Here is a 15784-nt window from a genome sequence, read left to right as displayed (position 1 = left end):
GTTGTATGTGTTAATTAATCTTGTGGCTCACTATTTTATTTTTTAGTATGTATCAATTCCAAGTCGTTTAAAAATATATTTCATATGAAGCTTGATATACAAACCAGTATTTTGATTATTTGTGTAGTTTATTTTGTTCTACATGGCGCTATTTGGATGGTGTTGAGAGGGCAAAAAAATCTACAAGTTGATATTTGGGCAGGCTCTGGGGTTTTAAGTGGTTTTTCAGTTGTTTTGTCTGCAAATCATGGTTTAGTGTCTGAGTTTTTGTTTTATTACATAGCTCCATTTTTAATGGTTGTAGGTAATTTGGGTAGGTTATTTGCGTTGCGAATGTACCTTGATGCCCCTCAGAAAAAGTATCACTATTTCAATTTAGTCTGTGCCACTGTATATATGGCTTGGAGCGCTTATCTTCATGAGGCTGGGTATCCACTAACAGTTGTCATGCTTTTGTATTTTTCATATTGGGTTATCGGTTGTCTTGATTATGGTGTTGTGGGGTATCAAATTTATAAAAAACATCGATACACCGGCGGTTTATTAATTGCAATTGCTGGCTTTGTTTTTTGTAGTACTTTGGGGCAGCGAGCTTTTGCAATTTATGCGGGATGGGGTAGTCCTGATGTTTATGGAGCCACATGGGACCAAGGGGTAATGATTGTTGGCCAAATTCTAGCGATTACTCTTTCAAATATGGGTTTTTTACAAGTATTTTTAGCCATTAAAGAGGAGAGTAATTTGAAAGTTCAATCTGATTTGAGCAAATCAGAGGCACGATCTAATTATTTAGCTGAATATGGCCAAAAGCTTCAAGTATTAATTGATGAGCGAGAAGAGATGATTCGCCAGCTGATTCTTAGCAATAAGTCTGCCGGTATGGGCGCTCTAGCAGCTAGTTTTGCCCATGAATTAAATCAACCTTTGGGTGCTATTAGGTTAAATGCTCAGTTGATGGAGCATCAATTTGAGCAGATGCAAATGGATCCGTTAAGGGCTAAAGAAATTATTGATTCTGTGATTAAAGACAATAAACGCGCATCTGAAATCATTAGAAAGTTGCGCAATATGTTCGCCAATCCAGAAGGGGTAGATTTTGCACCTTTTGATTTAAGTCAGCTTGTTATTGATACCTTAGATTTGGTAAGGGTTAAGACTAAGCAAGTAAACATTAATATCGAATTAGATATTGATGAAAAGATTCAGGTTCGTGGTGATGCAACTCAGCTTCAGCAGGTTGTTCTAAACTTATTGAATAATGCCTTAGATGCTCTTGTTGACTCCGGTAAATCTATGAAAAATATGAAAATTTCATTGAAGTCAGGGGGTAATTTCGCACAATTAAAGGTTGAAGATAACGCCGAGGGGATGTCAGGCGATATTAAAGATTCTATTTTCCAGTTGTTTAAAACCAGTAAAGCTGCTGGAATGGGGGTGGGGCTTTGGTTGAGTCAAACTGTTGTTCGAGGGCATGGTGGTCTAATTTCCTTTGAAAGCACAAAGGGGATTGGAACAACATTCTTAGTTGAGTTGCCTCAGTAAGTCTATGATTTGTCTAGGCTAGAAGGTTCTAAAAAGACTTTTTCTTTTGTTACTCATGTAGAATAATGAGCTTTTGTAATTAAGGCTAAAGAGAGCTACCTAGCTTTGCTTTTTTGTCTTTAAACAGAACCAAAATTTTTATTAGCTTAAACGGGATACCCAGCATGTCTGTAACAATTGAAAACCTTGGCAATTTAGATCGAAAAATTACTCTTAGCTTTCCAAAGGCTGATACTGAAAAAGCTCGCGCAGCACGTTTACAAAAACTATCTAAGACTGTGAAGATGGCTGGTTTCCGCCCAGGTAAAGTGCCAATGAAGATGGTTGAGGCTCAGTATGGAATGCAAGTTGATTTTGAAACTCAATTTGATCACGCCTCTAATTTGTTTTATGAATTGAGCCAAAAAGAAGGTTTAAAAATTGCAGGTCAGCCACGTTTGGAGCCAAAGAGTGAGATTGCTGCTGACCCTGTTGTTTATGACGCCACATTTGAAGTTTTCCCAGAGGTCAAAGTTGGAGATTTAACAAAGGCGGAAATCACGCGCTATACAACAGATGTCAATGATGTTGAGATTGATAAGACATTGGAAATTTTGCGTAAGCAACGTGTTCATTTTCATGTGCGTGGAGATGCTGGCGCTCATGGTAATGGCGGTGATAACACCGCTGCACAAACTGGCGATCAAGTAACTGTTGACTTTGTGGGCAAAATTGATGGCATTGAGTTTGCTGGCGGTAAAGCCGAGAATTTCGCATTTATTTTGGGTGAAGGTCGTATGTTGCCTGAGTTTGAGGCGGCAGCAACAGGTCTTAAAGCTGGTGAATCTAAAACTTTCCCATTGGCATTTCCTGCTGACTATCACGGCAAGGATGTGGCGGGTAAAACAGCTGACTTCACAATTACTATGAAGAAAGTTGAGTGGCCACATTTACCAACTGTCGATGATGATTTTGCTAAATCTTTGGGTGTCGCTGAAGGTGTGGCCAAAATGCGCGAAGAAATTCGTACTAATCTGACTCGTGAAGTAAAGCGCCGTACACAGGCATTATTAAAAAGCCAAGTAATGGAAGCATTAACAAAGGTTTGTGAACTAGATGTGCCAAAAGGTTTGGCTGCACAAGAGCAAGAGCGTTTAATTGCTAATGCGCGTCAAGATTTAGCGGCTCGTGGTATTCCTAATGCTAAGGATGCGCCTATTCCTGCTGAGTTGTTTACTGCTCAAGCTGAGCAGCGTGTGAAGTTAGGTTTGATTTTGAATGAGCTTGTTAAACAACAGTCCTTGGAAGCAAAGCCAGAGCAAATTAAGGCGGAAATTGAAGAACAATCTTCTAGCTATGAAGATCCTAAGGAAGTGATGCGTTGGTATTACAGTGACCCTAAGCGTTTGGCAGATGTTGAAGCGCTTGTTTTAGAAAATAATGTGGTGGCATATGTGAATGGTTTAGCAAAAGTTGCAGATAAAGCTGTGACGTTTGAAGAGTTGAGCCAATTAAATTAAGTGCTGAAATTAGCGCTTGGAGAAAAAATAATGAACAGCAACACATTTGATCATGCTCTTGATACTCAAGCTTTAGGCATGGTGCCTATGGTGATTGAAACTTCTGGGCGAGGTGAGCGTGCTTATGATATTTATTCACGTTTATTGAAAGAACGTGTTGTTTTTTTGGTTGGGGAAGTAAATGACCAAACTGCTAATTTGGTGATTGCGCAGTTACTTTTCTTGGAGAGTGAAAATCCCGAGAAGGATATCTCTTTATATATCAATTCTCCTGGCGGTTCAGTATCTGCTGGTTTAGCTATTTACGACACCATGCAATTTATCAAACCTGATGTAAGTACTTTATGTATGGGTATGGCTGCTAGTATGGGAGCTTTCTTGTTGGCTGCAGGTGCAAAAGGTAAACGTTTTTCGTTGCCTAATTCCCGAGTAATGATTCATCAGCCTTTAGGTGGTGCCCGTGGTCAGGCTTCTGATATTGAAATTCAGGCGCGTGAGATTCTTTATTTGCGTGAGCGTTTAAATAAAGTGTTGTCAGATCGTACAGGGCAAACCATTGAGACTATTGCGAAAGATACTGATCGTGATAATTTTATGTCTGCCGATCAGGCTAAAGAATATGGCTTGATTGATCAGGTTATTGAAAAGCGATAAGACTAATTAGTTATGAGTGATACGACTACTTCAAGTGAGAAGCCTCTTTATTGCTCCTTCTGTGGCAAAAGCCAGCATGAGGTAAAGAAGCTAATTGCTGGTCCATCAGTCTTTATTTGCGATGAGTGCATCGACTTATGTACTGACATCATAGTTGAAGAGGCAAAAAATGCTCCCAAGGAAGATGCTCGAGACGGGTTGCCGACTCCCCATGAGATTCGAGCGAGTCTAGATCAGTACGTGATTGGTCAAGATCATGCTAAAAAGCAGTTAGCTGTTGCAGTTTATAACCACTACAAGCGTCTGAAGCATATTGAAAAAGAAGGCGCCTCAAGTAATAAGAAAACTATTCACAATGGTGTTGAGTTGGCCAAGAGTAATATTTTGCTCATCGGACCAACGGGCTCAGGAAAAACATTGCTAGCTCAAACACTTGCTCGCTTGTTAGATGTGCCATTTGTTATTGCTGATGCCACTACTTTAACCGAGGCGGGTTATGTGGGTGAGGACGTTGAGAATATTATTCAGAAGTTATTGCAGGCTTGTGATTACAACGTTGAAAAAGCTCAAAAGGGTATTGTTTATATTGACGAGATTGATAAGATTTCTCGCAAATCAGACAATCCATCAATTACGCGCGATGTTTCTGGTGAAGGTGTTCAGCAGGCTTTATTAAAGTTGGTTGAGGGTACTATGGCGTCTGTGCCACCTCAAGGTGGTCGCAAACACCCTAATCAAGATTTTTTACAAGTTGATACAACGAATATTTTATTTATTTGTGGTGGCGCTTTCGATGGCTTAGAGAAAGTCATTCAGCAACGTACAGTTACGGCTGGTATTGGTTTTGGTGCGCAGGTAAGAGGTAAAGATGATCGCTCTATCTCTGAGCTTCTAAAAGAAGTTCAAACTGAAGACTTAATCAAGTTTGGACTGATTCCTGAATTGATTGGTCGTCTACCTGTTGTTGCAACATTGGCTCAGTTAGATGAGGCTGCTTTGGTGCAAATTTTGACGGAGCCTAATAATGCTTTGGTTAAGCAGTATCAAGCATTGCTAGATATGGAGGGCGTTGAGTTGGAGATTCGGCCTGGTGCCTTGAGTGCAATTGCTAAAAAAGCTATTGCTCGTAAAACCGGTGCTAGGGGTTTGCGTTCAATTATTGAGCATGCCTTAATGGATGTAATGTACGATTTGCCAAGTCTGAAAAATGTTCAGAGAGTGGTGATTGATGAAAGCACTATTAACGGAGATGGTCAGCCTTTGATGTTGTACCAAGAAGCTTCTGAGAAAGCTGCTTCTTAAGGTCTGAATTTACTAGACTTAGTGTTTAATTCGCTGTAATGCTCCAAAATCCCCTAAATAGGGGATTTTTCTTTTTTACTTGATTGAAACTATGAATAAAACATAAAAATAAGTAAAAAATTGATATTTTTTAGCATTTTTATTCATTTTTACCCTTGTTTTTGTGTAAAAACACCCCAAATTCAATGTATTCTTACTTTGTAGGAAATTACAAACACTTTTTTGGAGAATGAACCATGCCTGGTGACTTGTTACTTCCTTCTGAACCCATCCAACTGCCATTGTTGCCGTTAAGAGATGTGGTGGTATTCCCACACATGGTTATTCCATTGTTTGTAGGGAGACCAAAATCTATTAAGGCCTTAGAGGCCGCCATGGAAACTGGCAAGAGTGTTTTGTTGGTTGCTCAAAAAGCAGCGGCAAAAGACGAGCCAACCGTGGAAGACTTATATACAGTCGGTTGCATTGCAAAGATTTTGCAAATGCTCAAATTGCCTGATGGTACCGTTAAGGTGTTGGTTGAGGGAACCCAACGTGCAGATGTGAGCAATGTGGAAGATAGTTTGGAGTATTTCACTTGTGAAGCAACCCCTCAAGCTTTAGCCTCAACAGAAGTTCCTGAGATTGAAGCTTTGCGAAGAGCTGTAGTGTCTCAATTTGATCAATACGTCAAACTAAATAAAAAAATACCTCAAGAAGTTTTAGCAACTTTGCAGGGGATTGATGATGCAGGTCGTTTAGCCGATACGATCTGCTCTCATTTGCCCATTAAGCTCGAGCAGAAACAGAAGTTGTTGGAGTTAGCAACTGTTGTTGAGCGCTTGGAAGCTATTTTGGCTCATTTGGAAAGTGAAATTGACATTCTTCAGGTTGAAAAACGTATCCGTGGTCGCGTTAAGCGTCAGATGGAAAAGAGTCAGCGTGAATATTATTTGAATGAGCAAGTTAAAGCGATTCAAAAAGAGTTAGGCGAAGGTGAAGAGGGGGCAGATATTGAGGAGCTTGAAAAGCGTATCAAAGCTGCCAAGATGCCTAAGGAAGCTTTAAAGAAAGCTGAATCTGAAATGAAGAAGTTAAAGCTAATGTCGCCGATGTCTGCTGAAGCTTCTGTGATTCGCAACTATATTGAGACCTTAGTCAACTTACCTTGGAAAAAGAAGAGCAAGGTTAATAATGATTTGTCTAATGCCGAGCGTGTTCTCAATGAGGATCACTATGGCCTTGATAAAGTTAAAGAGCGTATTTTGGAATATCTCGCTGTGCAACAGCGGGTGGAGAAGGTGAAGGCGCCTATTTTGTGTTTGGTAGGCCCTCCTGGTGTTGGTAAGACGTCCTTGGGCCAATCAATTGCTCGTGCAACTAATCGTAAGTTTGTTCGTATGGCGTTAGGTGGTGTGCGAGATGAGTCAGAGATTCGCGGCCATCGTCGTACATATATTGGTTCCATGCCAGGAAAAATTTTGTCTAGCTTAACGAAGGTGGGGGTGCGTAATCCTTTGTTCTTGTTAGATGAGATTGATAAGATGGGTATGGACTTCAGAGGGGATCCAGCGAGCGCTATGCTTGAAGTATTGGATCCTGAGCAAAATCATACTTTCCAAGATCATTATGTCGAAGTTGACTATGACTTATCAGATGTGATGTTTGTTGCCACCTCAAACTCTCTAAATATTCCAGGTCCTTTATTGGATCGTATGGAAGTTATTCGTTTGGCTGGTTATACAGAGGATGAGAAAACACATATTGCAATGAGTTATTTGTTGCCTAAACAAATTAAGGGTAATGGATTAAAGACTAGTGAAATCGAAGTCGATGAAAGTGCTGTTCGCGACATTATTCGTTACTACACACGTGAAGCGGGTGTTCGTGCGCTTGAACGTGAAATTAGCAAAATTTGCCGAAAAGTTGTGAAGTTGCTGTTGTTAAAGAAAGAGGCAGCTCCTGTCAAGGTGGATGGTTCGAATTTAGATAAGTTCTTATCTGTTCGTCGCTATGACTTTGGTTTAGCAGCAAAACAAAATCAAGTTGGTCAAGTAACCGGGTTGGCTTGGACAGAGGTCGGTGGAGACTTGTTGACTATTGAGGCAGCTGTCATGCCAGGTAAAGGTAATACGATTCGCACAGGTTCTTTGGGTGATGTGATGAAAGAATCTGTTGAGGCAGCTCGATCTGTTGTGAGATCCAGAGGACGTAAGTTGGGTATTACGGAGGACGCTTTTGAGAAGAAGGATATTCATATTCACTTCCCAGAGGGGGCTACTCCTAAGGATGGACCATCAGCTGGTATTGCAATTACAACAGCCTTAGTTTCTGTATTAACGGGTATTCCTGTTAGGGCTGATGTGGCTATGACGGGAGAAATTACTCTGCGTGGTGAAGTATTGCCAATTGGTGGGCTTAAAGAGAAGTTGTTGGCTGCCCATCGGGGTGGTATTAAGTTAGCTTTAATTCCTGAAGAGAATGTTAAAGATTTAATTGATATTCCTGATAATGTGAAGAATGCAATTGAAGTTGTTCCGGTTCGTTGGATTGATAAGGTATTGGAGCTTGCATTGGAGAAAATGCCAGTTGCTCTACCTGAGTTAACACCAGAAGAAATTGCTAAAGCCGCTGAAGCAAGTAAAGGTACATCAGCTAGTTCAGGTGAAGTTATTAAGCATTAAAAATAGGGCCGCTGTGAAGCATTTTGAGAAAAATGAGTCATGGCGGAAGAATTAATATAAGTAAGAAAAATTTGCAGTGATGATGAAGGTGCTGTATACTTTCGTCTTCTCTGTGGGTGCTTAGCTCAGTTGGTAGAGCGTCGCCCTTACAAGGCGAATGTCGGGAGTTCGACCCTCTCAGCACCCACCACAGATTTCTTCTGACTTTTCAACGTCAAATCTAATAAAAATACCCATGCTCGAATCGATCCGCAAGCACCAAAAATTGCTTCAGTGGCTTTTGCTACTTCTTATATTCCCATCTTTCGCATTCTTTGGCATTGAAAGCTATATGCGCAATGTTGGCAGTGATGCTGATTTAGTAAAAGTTGCTGGTAATAGTATTACGCGCCAAGAGTTGGATAGCGCTGTTAAGGCAAAAGCTGATTTATTGCAAAAGCAGCAAGGTAAAGTTGATAGCAATTTAGTTAACAGCGTACCTTTTAAACAGTCAGTTTTAAGTGAGATTGTGCAAAGACGTTTGCTAGCCTACGAGTTAAAGTCATTAAAGTTGGCCGTCGGGAATGAAGCTCTTTCTAAAGAGTTGATGCAGATTCCGGAAATTAGAGCATTGTATAAAGATGGCCAATTTGATTCACAGCGTTATAAACAATTATTAGCCAATAATGGCATGACAGTTGATCAGTTTGAAGGTGGTCGTCGTTATGATTTATTAAGCCGCCAGGCTTTAACCACCGTATTGGCAACTGGTATTGGCTCTAGAAAAGTAGCTGAAAAAATCTCTCAGGCATTTGAAGCTGAAAGAGAAATTCAGGCTATACGTTTTGCGCCAGCAGATTTTTTATCTAAGGTTTCCCCTACTCAAAAGGATTTGGAAGCTTTTTATCAGGCTAATATCAATGCTTATCAATCTATTGAGACTGTGGATGTTGAGTTTGTGTTGTTGTCTGCATCAGTTAAAGAAGATGGGAAATTATTCTCTGAGAAGGCTGATTTGTTAGCAAATATGGCTTATGAGCAGCCGGATAGTCTTAAGCCTGTAGCTGATCGTCTAAAGTTAACGATTCAATCAGTGAAGGGCATTACAAGAGCTGGTGCTAAGGGGTTGGCTAGTGATCATCCATTGAATAATCCTAAGTTGTTAACGGCTGTATTTTCAGATGACGCAATTAAAAATCGAAAAAATATTGAGGCTCAAGAGATTGGCATTGGAAAAATAGTGGTGGCTCGAGTAGCAAATCATCAGCCTAAAGTAGCATTGTCATTTGAAGTTGTTGCATCTGATGTTAAAAAGCAAGTGGGGCTGCGTATGGCTGAAGAAATGGCTGTTCAGGCAGGTAGGACTAGATTTGAGACCTTACAAAAGTCTCCTGCTGAAGCGGCTGGGTTTGGTCCTGCTAAATGGGTTTCACGTAATAAGCCTGCTGATTTAACAAGTATTGCGATGGATGCGGTGATGTCAGTTGATGTGAACAAACTCCCAGCGGTGGTTGCAGCCAATGCAAATGGAGGTGGTGTGACGATTTATCGTATTTCAAAAATCCAGCAGCCGGCTAATTCAGATGCGAAGGTGCGAGCAGCTCAGGCTCAGCAGATCATGCAGTTAAGTATGCAGGCAGAGGCAGCCGGTTATTTTGAAAGCGTTCGTGATCGTGCAGGGGTTAAATTAATTAACCAAGTGAAATAATTTTCTTAGGGCAATAGTTTTTTAAGTTCTCCCCAAATATTTTCAAGCAAGATGGGTTGAGCTTTTTCATTAGGGTGGATGCGGTCAGTTTGAAATAGCTCCACCTTATCGGCTACTTTAGTCAAGAAAAATGGTATTAAAGCTACGTTTTCTGCTTGAGCTAATTTGCCATACATATTGAAAAATTTTTGCGTGTAGTCTTGCCCATAGTTTGGTGGAATACGCATACCAAGGAGTAGCACTTTTGCTCCTGATTTTTGAGATTGTTGAATGATCTGCTTTAAGTTGCTTTCAGCTGTTTGAATAGGTAGGCCTCTTAAGCCATCATTGGCACCAAGTTCAATAATGACTATGTGAGGCTGGTGAAGCTTTAATAGATTATTTAATCGATTTAGTCCACCGGCTGTAGTTTCGCCGCTAATACTGGCATTTATAACAGCAACATTCTTTTTCTCTTGTTTGAGCTGTTTATTTAAAAGAGCTACCCAGCCAGTGCCCCTTGTTATGCCATATTCAGCAGAAAGGCTATCGCCTAAGATTAATATAGATGGCGTATGGGCCGGGTGTTTGTCTTCAGCTAAGCTGAATTTAGGTATACAAACTGTGATGCAAGTTAATGCAAACACCAGTACTATGTGATGAATATTTAATTGATTAATTGATTTAATTTTTTTGCCAAACATATTGTGCCAACCCGTTTACTGAATCCTGCTATCGAAATCAATCATTTAAGCAAAGTGGTTGATACCGTAGACGGCCCACTCACCATCTTGCATGATATTAGTTTTTCAGTAGCAAATGGGGAGAGCTTGGCGATTGTTGGGGCTAGTGGGTCTGGAAAAAGTACCTTATTGGGCTTAATGGCTGGATTAGATGCACCTAGTTCTGGGGCTGTTTTTTTGATGGGGCAGGATATTTCATCGGCTAGCGAGGATTTACGAGCAAAAATTAGATCTCAGTATGTTGGTTTTGTGTTTCAGTCTTTTCAGCTAGTGGATCATCTGAGTGCATTAGAAAATGTTCAGTTACCTCTAGAAATTAAAGGTATTTCTCGTCAGGAGGCTACTAGTCATGCTCGATTTTGGCTTGAGAAAGTAGGTTTGGTGGGGCGCTTGAATCATCGTCCCAAGACACTTTCAGGAGGGGAGCAACAGCGGGTTGCTTTAGCTAGAGCCTTTGTGACTAAGCCAGCCATTCTTTTTGCTGATGAGCCAACGGGTAGTCTAGATGATGCAAATGGGCAAAAAGTAATTGATTTATTATTTGAATTGAATAGGGATATAGGGTCAACATTAGTGTTAGTGACCCATGATTTAGCTTTGGCGCAGCGGTGTCAGCGTCAAATTCTCATCCATGCGGGAAAACTGACATCTGCGTAGATAAATGCCCCGCCCCAGCCTTTTAAAAACAGGAAACACAGGATTTTTTCTTTAAAAATAAGAGCATAAATCGCATTCGATTTATAATCTTGGAATGCCTGTAAACCACTGTTTTTTAAGCCTTCCTGGGGCTGAAGCCCTTTCTCAATTTCGTCAACAGCGTTTGCTGAGCTCTTTGCAAGCTCAGGGTGTAGAGTTGACACAAATTCAAGCTCAATATGTCCACTTTGTGTGGTCTGCTACTGCGGTATCGGATAGCCATTTGGATGTTTTAAAGGGTTTATTGAATTATGGAGACCCTTTTGTCTTGAATGAAGCGAAAGGATTATTTGCTGGTAAGTTTAAATCTGCGATAGTTGCCCCTCGGTTAGGAACTATTTCTCCTTGGGCGAGTAAGGCGACGGACATTGCTCATCATTGTGGCTTGGATGTTTTACGTATCGAGCGTGGGGTTCAGTTTTTTTGGGTAAGTAAAAAAACTTTAAGCTTCGATCAAGAGCAAATTATTTTGGCTGCTATTCACGATCGCATGACTGAAATTACCCTACCTGAAGTAGGGACCGCGGCAGATTTGTATCAAACATTGGCGGATAAACATTTTGAGCGTATCGATATTCTTCATGGTGGAAAGCAAGCTCTTGAAGTGGCCAATGTGACCATGGGTTTGGCGTTATCCGATGATGAAGTTGATTATCTGGTTGATAACTTTAAAAAATTAAACCGTAATCCAAGTGATGTTGAATTGATGATGTTTGCGCAGGCAAATAGTGAACATTGCAGACATAAGATTTTCAATGCAACTTGGACAATCGATGGTTTGAATCAAGATAAATCTTTGTTTGCGATGATTCGTAATACTCATCAATTACAACCTAATGGCACCATCGTTGCTTACTCAGATAATTCAGCAATTATGTCTGGGTGTGAAGCTGAAGTTTGGGCTCCTAACGAACAGCAGGAGTATGTTAAGAAGACAAGGTTGACTCATACCTTAATGAAGGTGGAGACACATAATCACCCCACTGCCATTGCTCCATACCCAGGTGCTTCAACGGGTTCTGGTGGCGAGATTCGTGATGAGGGTGCTACAGGTATTGGTGGTAAACCTAAGGCTGGCTTGTGCGGTTTTTCCGTCTCAAATCTGAATTTGCCAGGTAGTCAATTACCTTGGGATCAGGATGTATATGGCAAGCCAGAGCGCATTGCTTCGCCATTGCAAATTATGATTGAAGGCCCTTTGGGTGGTGCCGCATTTAATAATGAATTTGGCCGTCCTAATTTGGGTGGATATTTCCGAGTATTTGAACAGACAATCGATGGTCAGAGACGTGGATATCACAAACCAATTATGATTGCTGGCGGTATTGGCGCCATTGATGATGGACATACACATAAAAAACAAATTAAAGCTGGTAATTTGTTGGTGCAATTGGGTGGCCCTGGTATGCGTATTGGTATGGGTGGCGGTGCGGCTAGCTCTATGGCCACGGGTGCTAATACAGCTGACTTAGATTTTGATTCTGTTCAACGTGGTAATCCTGAGATTGAGCGTCGTGCTCAAGAGGTTATTAACGCTTGCCGTGCTTTAGGTGATAAAAATCCAATTATTTCTATTCATGATGTTGGTGCAGGGGGATTATCTAATGCATTTCCTGAATTAGCTGATGGTGCAGGTTTAGGTGCTATTTTCGATATGCGTAAAGTGCCCTTGGAAGAAAGTGGCATGAGTCCTGCGGAGATTTGGTGTAATGAGTCTCAAGAGCGCTATGTATTAGCAATTGCTAAAGAGAGTTTGCCGCTGTTAACTGCTATGTGTGAGCGTGAGCGTTGCCCAATCGCTGTGGTGGGGGAAACAACCCAAGAGCGCCAACTGCTATTGGTTGACACAAAAGAGACAGCGGATCATCCTGCGCGTTTACCAATTGATATGCCGATGGAGGTGCTTTTAGGAAAGCCTCCGCGTATGCACCGAGATGTCACGCGTTTAGAGAAGCAGTTGCCCGAAGTTGATTTGACAGATGTTGAATTAGATGTTGCTGCAAGTCTAGTTTTACAGCACCCAACAGTTGCAAGTAAATCATTCTTGATTACGATTGGTGATAGAACGGTTGGTGGCTTGAATGCACGCGATCAATTCGTGGGGCCTTGGCAGGTGCCAGTAGCAGATGCTGCTGTTACTTTGATGGACTACAAAGGATATCGTGGCGAAGTGATGTCGATGGGGGAGCGTACGCCATTAGCTGTTATGAATGCACCAGCTGCAGCGCGGATGGCTGTTAGCGAATCTATCACTAATTTACTTTCTTCTGATATTGATAAGATAGAAGATATTAAGTTGTCAGCTAACTGGATGGCTGCTTGTGGCAATCCGGGCGAAGATGTTAAGCTGTTTGATTCCGTTAAGGCTGTTGGTATGGAATTATGCCCAGCTCTAGGTATATCCATTCCGGTGGGTAAAGATTCTTTATCTATGCGTACACAGTGGTCTGATGATAAGACTCAAGAAGAAAAATCTGTGACATCTCCTGTCTCATTAATTATTTCCGCATTTGCTCCGGTAGTAGATGTGCGTAAAACAACCACCCCATTGTTGCAGCTTAAAGATGAGCAGGGTGCTGCTTTAGATACTGAGATTTTATTGATTGATTTAGGTCGCAGTAAGAGTCGTATGGCTGGCAGTATTTTGTCTCAAGTGATTAATCAAGCTGGTCAATCGACCCCAGATTTGGATAACCCAAAAGACTTGAAAAATTTTGCTGCGGCAATTATTGAGCTACGTCGCAAGGGTATGTTGTTGGCTTATCACGATCGCTCTGATGGTGGTTTATTTACTGCTGCTGCTGAGATGGCTTTTGCTTCCCATGTTGGCATATCGTTGAACGTTGATATGTTAGTTCTTGATAAAGATCATGAGTCAGATTTTGGCGATGCTAAAAATTGGGCCCAACAAGTTTCAGGTCGTAGAAATGATTTAACGCTAAGAGCTCTTTTTAATGAGGAGTTGGGAGCTTTGGTTCAAGTTAGGCGTTCCGATCGGGATGCTGTTTTGGCAACCCTAAAGGCGCATGATCTATATGCTTGTAGTCATGTGGTAGGTAAACCTAATATGACTGGTCAGGTTGAGGTTTGGCGAGATGCTAAGAAGATTTTTGATGTGCCTCGTCATGTACTTCAAAAACTTTGGCAGAGTACAAGTTGGCAGATTGCACGTTTACGTGACAACCCAGCTTGTGCCGATAGTGAAAACAATTTAATTGATCAGTTATCCGATGTAGGGATGCAGCCTCAGTTAACTTTTGATCCTAGTGAAGATGTGGCAGCGCCATATATTGCTAAAGGCATTAAACCTAAAGTTGCTATTTTGCGTGAGCAGGGGGTTAATTCTCATCTAGAAATGGCTTACGCAATGGACTGGGCTGGTTTCTCAAGCTATGACATTCATATGAGCGATTTGATTGCAGGTCGCATTAATCTAAAAGATTTCCAAGGTTTAGTGGCTTGTGGTGGTTTTAGTTATGGTGATGTTTTAGGTGCGGGAGAGGGTTGGGCTAAGTCAATTTTATTTAACTCTGCCATTAAAGATCAGTTTCAGACTTACTTCAATAGAAGTGATACTTTTGGTTTAGGTATTTGTAATGGATGTCAAATGATGTCTAATTTGGCAAGCATTATTCCTGGTGCTGAGACTTGGTCAAAATTTACCCGTAATCAATCTGAACAGTATGAAGCTCGTTTAGTGATGGTCGAGGTGCCTAAGTCACCGTCGATCTTCTTGCAAGGTATGGCGGGAAGTCAGTTGCCTATCGCCGTAGCTCATGGTGAAGGTTTCGCGAACTTTAGTCAGCAAGGCAATCTTGCGCAACTGAAGGATAAAGGGCTGGTGGCCTTAAGATTTGTTGATAATCTAGGTCAAGCTACAGAAACTTATCCCTTAAATCCAAACGGCTCGCCAGAAGGTGTTACAGGGTTAACGACACCAGATGGTCGATTTACGGTGTTAATGCCACATCCTGAACGTGTATTTAGAACAGTTCAGATGAGTTGGGCTCCTCAGTCATGGAATGATATTCCTGATGGAGCGAGTCCGTGGATGCGCATGTTCCGCAATGCAAGAGTTTGGGCTAAGTAATATTGTTTCATTAGTTAATAAATTGACTAAAAATCATCAGGCTCAACAAGTGTTGGGCCTGATTCTTTTATCTGAGGCGCTTATGTCTTCCAATAAAAATATTAAATCATCTAAAAAAGATAACAAACCACAGTTTGCATCTGTCACATTTTCAGAAGAGCATGGTGTTAGATTTTTGCATTTTGGTACTTGGTGGGTTCAGGGTGCCATGCGAATTGACCAACCAGATCACATTGAACTGGAGTACGCGCAGCAGATGATGGCTGGGCTTTTATTTTTAGATCCCAATGACAAGCGCTTGCATTTAAATAGAGAGAAACCATTTCATATGGTTCAGTTGGGTCTTGGAACAGGTGCTTTGACAAAGTTTGCTTATAAAAATTTTCCAAAGTCTAAAGTGACGGCTGTAGATTTAAATCCAGCTGTAATTGTTGCTGCAAGGGTGATGTTTCATTTGCCTGCCCCTAATAAACGTTTGGAGATATTAGAGGGTGATGCGCTTAAGTATGTTGTTCATAAGAAGAATAAAGAAACAGTTGATTTGCTGCAGGTGGATTTATATGATGCAACTGCTAGAGGTCCAGTATTAAGTTCTGTTGATTTTTATCAAGGCTGCTATGACAGTTTGAAGGCACCTGGGGTTATGACGGTCAATCTCTTCGGAAATCATAAAAGTTTTAAAAAAAATATCAAGAATATTTGTGATGTATTTAATAATCGTGTGTTGGTGTTCCAGCAAGTACATGATTGCAATGTGGTAGTTCTTGCATTTAAAGGACCTTATTTGGAGGTTGATTGGAATACGGTCAAGTCTAGAGCAATTCACCTTCAAAAGCAGTATGGTTTACCGACGCAGTCATGGGTTTCTGGTTTGAGATCTGAGAATGCTAGGCAAGAGATTCGTTTATCTATTTAAGTATTGAACTTGT

11 protein-coding genes and 1 tRNA gene are annotated in these 15784 nt (G+C 41.1%); 10 read left to right on the top strand and 2 right to left on the bottom strand.

Annotated features, from left to right (window positions below; all coding sequences use genetic code 11):
• The first annotated feature begins 84 nt into the window (after window positions 1-84).
• From ICV01_RS04775 to ICV01_RS04745, 7 genes are all read left to right on the top strand, one after another.
• Complete coding sequence (locus ICV01_RS04775; protein WP_215286370.1) at window positions 85-1542, top strand: sensor histidine kinase; 1458 nt, start codon at window positions 85-87, stop codon at window positions 1540-1542.
• A 164-nt stretch (window positions 1543-1706) separates the two neighbouring features.
• Window positions 1707-3041, top strand: coding sequence for a trigger factor (tig, locus tag ICV01_RS04770; protein WP_215286369.1), 1335 nt, complete (start codon window positions 1707-1709; stop codon window positions 3039-3041).
• A gap of 30 nt (window positions 3042-3071) precedes the next feature.
• Window positions 3072-3695 (top strand): ATP-dependent Clp endopeptidase proteolytic subunit ClpP, encoded by a 624-nt coding sequence (clpP, locus tag ICV01_RS04765; RefSeq protein ID WP_215286368.1) that lies wholly within the window; start codon window positions 3072-3074, stop codon window positions 3693-3695.
• A gap of 12 nt (window positions 3696-3707) precedes the next feature.
• Entirely contained in the window at window positions 3708-4997 is a 1290-nt protein-coding gene (clpX, locus tag ICV01_RS04760; RefSeq protein ID WP_215286367.1) for an ATP-dependent Clp protease ATP-binding subunit ClpX, read from the top strand.
• A gap of 236 nt (window positions 4998-5233) precedes the next feature.
• Entirely contained in the window at window positions 5234-7660 is a 2427-nt protein-coding gene (gene lon, locus ICV01_RS04755) for an endopeptidase La (protein WP_215286366.1), read from the top strand.
• A 114-nt stretch (window positions 7661-7774) separates the two neighbouring features.
• A tRNA-Val gene (locus ICV01_RS04750) sits at window positions 7775-7850 on the top strand.
• Window positions 7851-7895: 45 nt separating this feature from the next.
• A complete protein-coding gene (locus ICV01_RS04745) occupies window positions 7896-9347 on the top strand; it encodes a SurA N-terminal domain-containing protein (RefSeq protein ID WP_215286365.1) in 1452 nt (483 codons plus the stop codon).
• A gap of 5 nt (window positions 9348-9352) precedes the next feature.
• Here the strand turns inward: ICV01_RS04745 and ICV01_RS04740 are convergent, their stop codons facing one another.
• Window positions 9353-10030, bottom strand: coding sequence for an arylesterase (locus tag ICV01_RS04740; RefSeq protein WP_215286364.1), 678 nt, complete (start codon window positions 10028-10030; stop codon window positions 9353-9355).
• A 3-nt stretch (window positions 10031-10033) separates the two neighbouring features.
• Here ICV01_RS04740 and ICV01_RS04735 point away from each other — a divergent pair, with 3 nt between their 5' ends.
• Complete coding sequence (locus ICV01_RS04735) at window positions 10034-10726, top strand: ABC transporter ATP-binding protein (protein WP_215286363.1); 693 nt, start codon at window positions 10034-10036, stop codon at window positions 10724-10726.
• Here ICV01_RS04735 and ICV01_RS04730 read toward each other — a convergent pair.
• Entirely contained in the window at window positions 10687-10929 is a 243-nt protein-coding gene (locus tag ICV01_RS04730; RefSeq protein ID WP_215289204.1) for a hypothetical protein, read from the bottom strand. The genes ICV01_RS04735 and ICV01_RS04730 overlap by 40 nt on opposite strands.
• Between ICV01_RS04730 and purL the strand changes: the two genes are divergently transcribed.
• Together purL and ICV01_RS04720 are read left to right on the top strand one after the other, a co-directional pair.
• Entirely contained in the window at window positions 10821-14855 is a 4035-nt protein-coding gene (purL, locus tag ICV01_RS04725; protein ID WP_215286362.1) for a phosphoribosylformylglycinamidine synthase, read from the top strand. The two genes, ICV01_RS04730 and purL, sit on opposite strands and share 109 nt — an antisense overlap.
• Window positions 14800-15771, top strand: coding sequence for a methyltransferase (locus ICV01_RS04720; RefSeq protein ID WP_251369316.1), 972 nt, complete (start codon window positions 14800-14802; stop codon window positions 15769-15771). Before purL ends, ICV01_RS04720 begins: the two co-directional genes overlap by 56 nt.
• The last annotated feature ends 13 nt before the right edge of the window (window positions 15772-15784 follow it).

The organism is Polynucleobacter sp. MWH-Spelu-300-X4 (assembly GCF_018687515.1).
GTDB lineage: Bacteria > Pseudomonadota > Gammaproteobacteria > Burkholderiales > Burkholderiaceae > Polynucleobacter.
Note: the sequence above shows the minus strand (reverse complement) of the source record. Positions and strands in the feature narration are given on the sequence as shown.

Excerpts from the sequence above, each read along its gene's own strand:
- ICV01_RS04775 (WP_215286370.1), top strand. The coding sequence starts at position 85 with ATGAAGCTTGATATACAAACCAGTATTTTGATTATTTGTGTAGTTTAT.
- tig (WP_215286369.1), top strand. The coding sequence starts at position 1,707 with ATGTCTGTAACAATTGAAAACCTTGGCAATTTAGATCGAAAAATTACT.
- clpP (WP_215286368.1), top strand. The coding sequence starts at position 3,072 with ATGAACAGCAACACATTTGATCATGCTCTTGATACTCAAGCTTTAGGC.
- clpX (WP_215286367.1), top strand. The coding sequence starts at position 3,708 with ATGAGTGATACGACTACTTCAAGTGAGAAGCCTCTTTATTGCTCCTTC.
- lon (WP_215286366.1), top strand. The coding sequence starts at position 5,234 with ATGCCTGGTGACTTGTTACTTCCTTCTGAACCCATCCAACTGCCATTG.
- ICV01_RS04745 (WP_215286365.1), top strand. The coding sequence starts at position 7,896 with ATGCTCGAATCGATCCGCAAGCACCAAAAATTGCTTCAGTGGCTTTTG.
- ICV01_RS04740 (WP_215286364.1), bottom strand. The coding sequence starts at position 10,030 with ATGTTTGGCAAAAAAATTAAATCAATTAATCAATTAAATATTCATCAC.
- purL (WP_215286362.1), top strand. The coding sequence starts at position 10,821 with ATGCCTGTAAACCACTGTTTTTTAAGCCTTCCTGGGGCTGAAGCCCTT.
- ICV01_RS04720 (WP_251369316.1), top strand. The coding sequence starts at position 14,800 with ATGGAGCGAGTCCGTGGATGCGCATGTTCCGCAATGCAAGAGTTTGGG.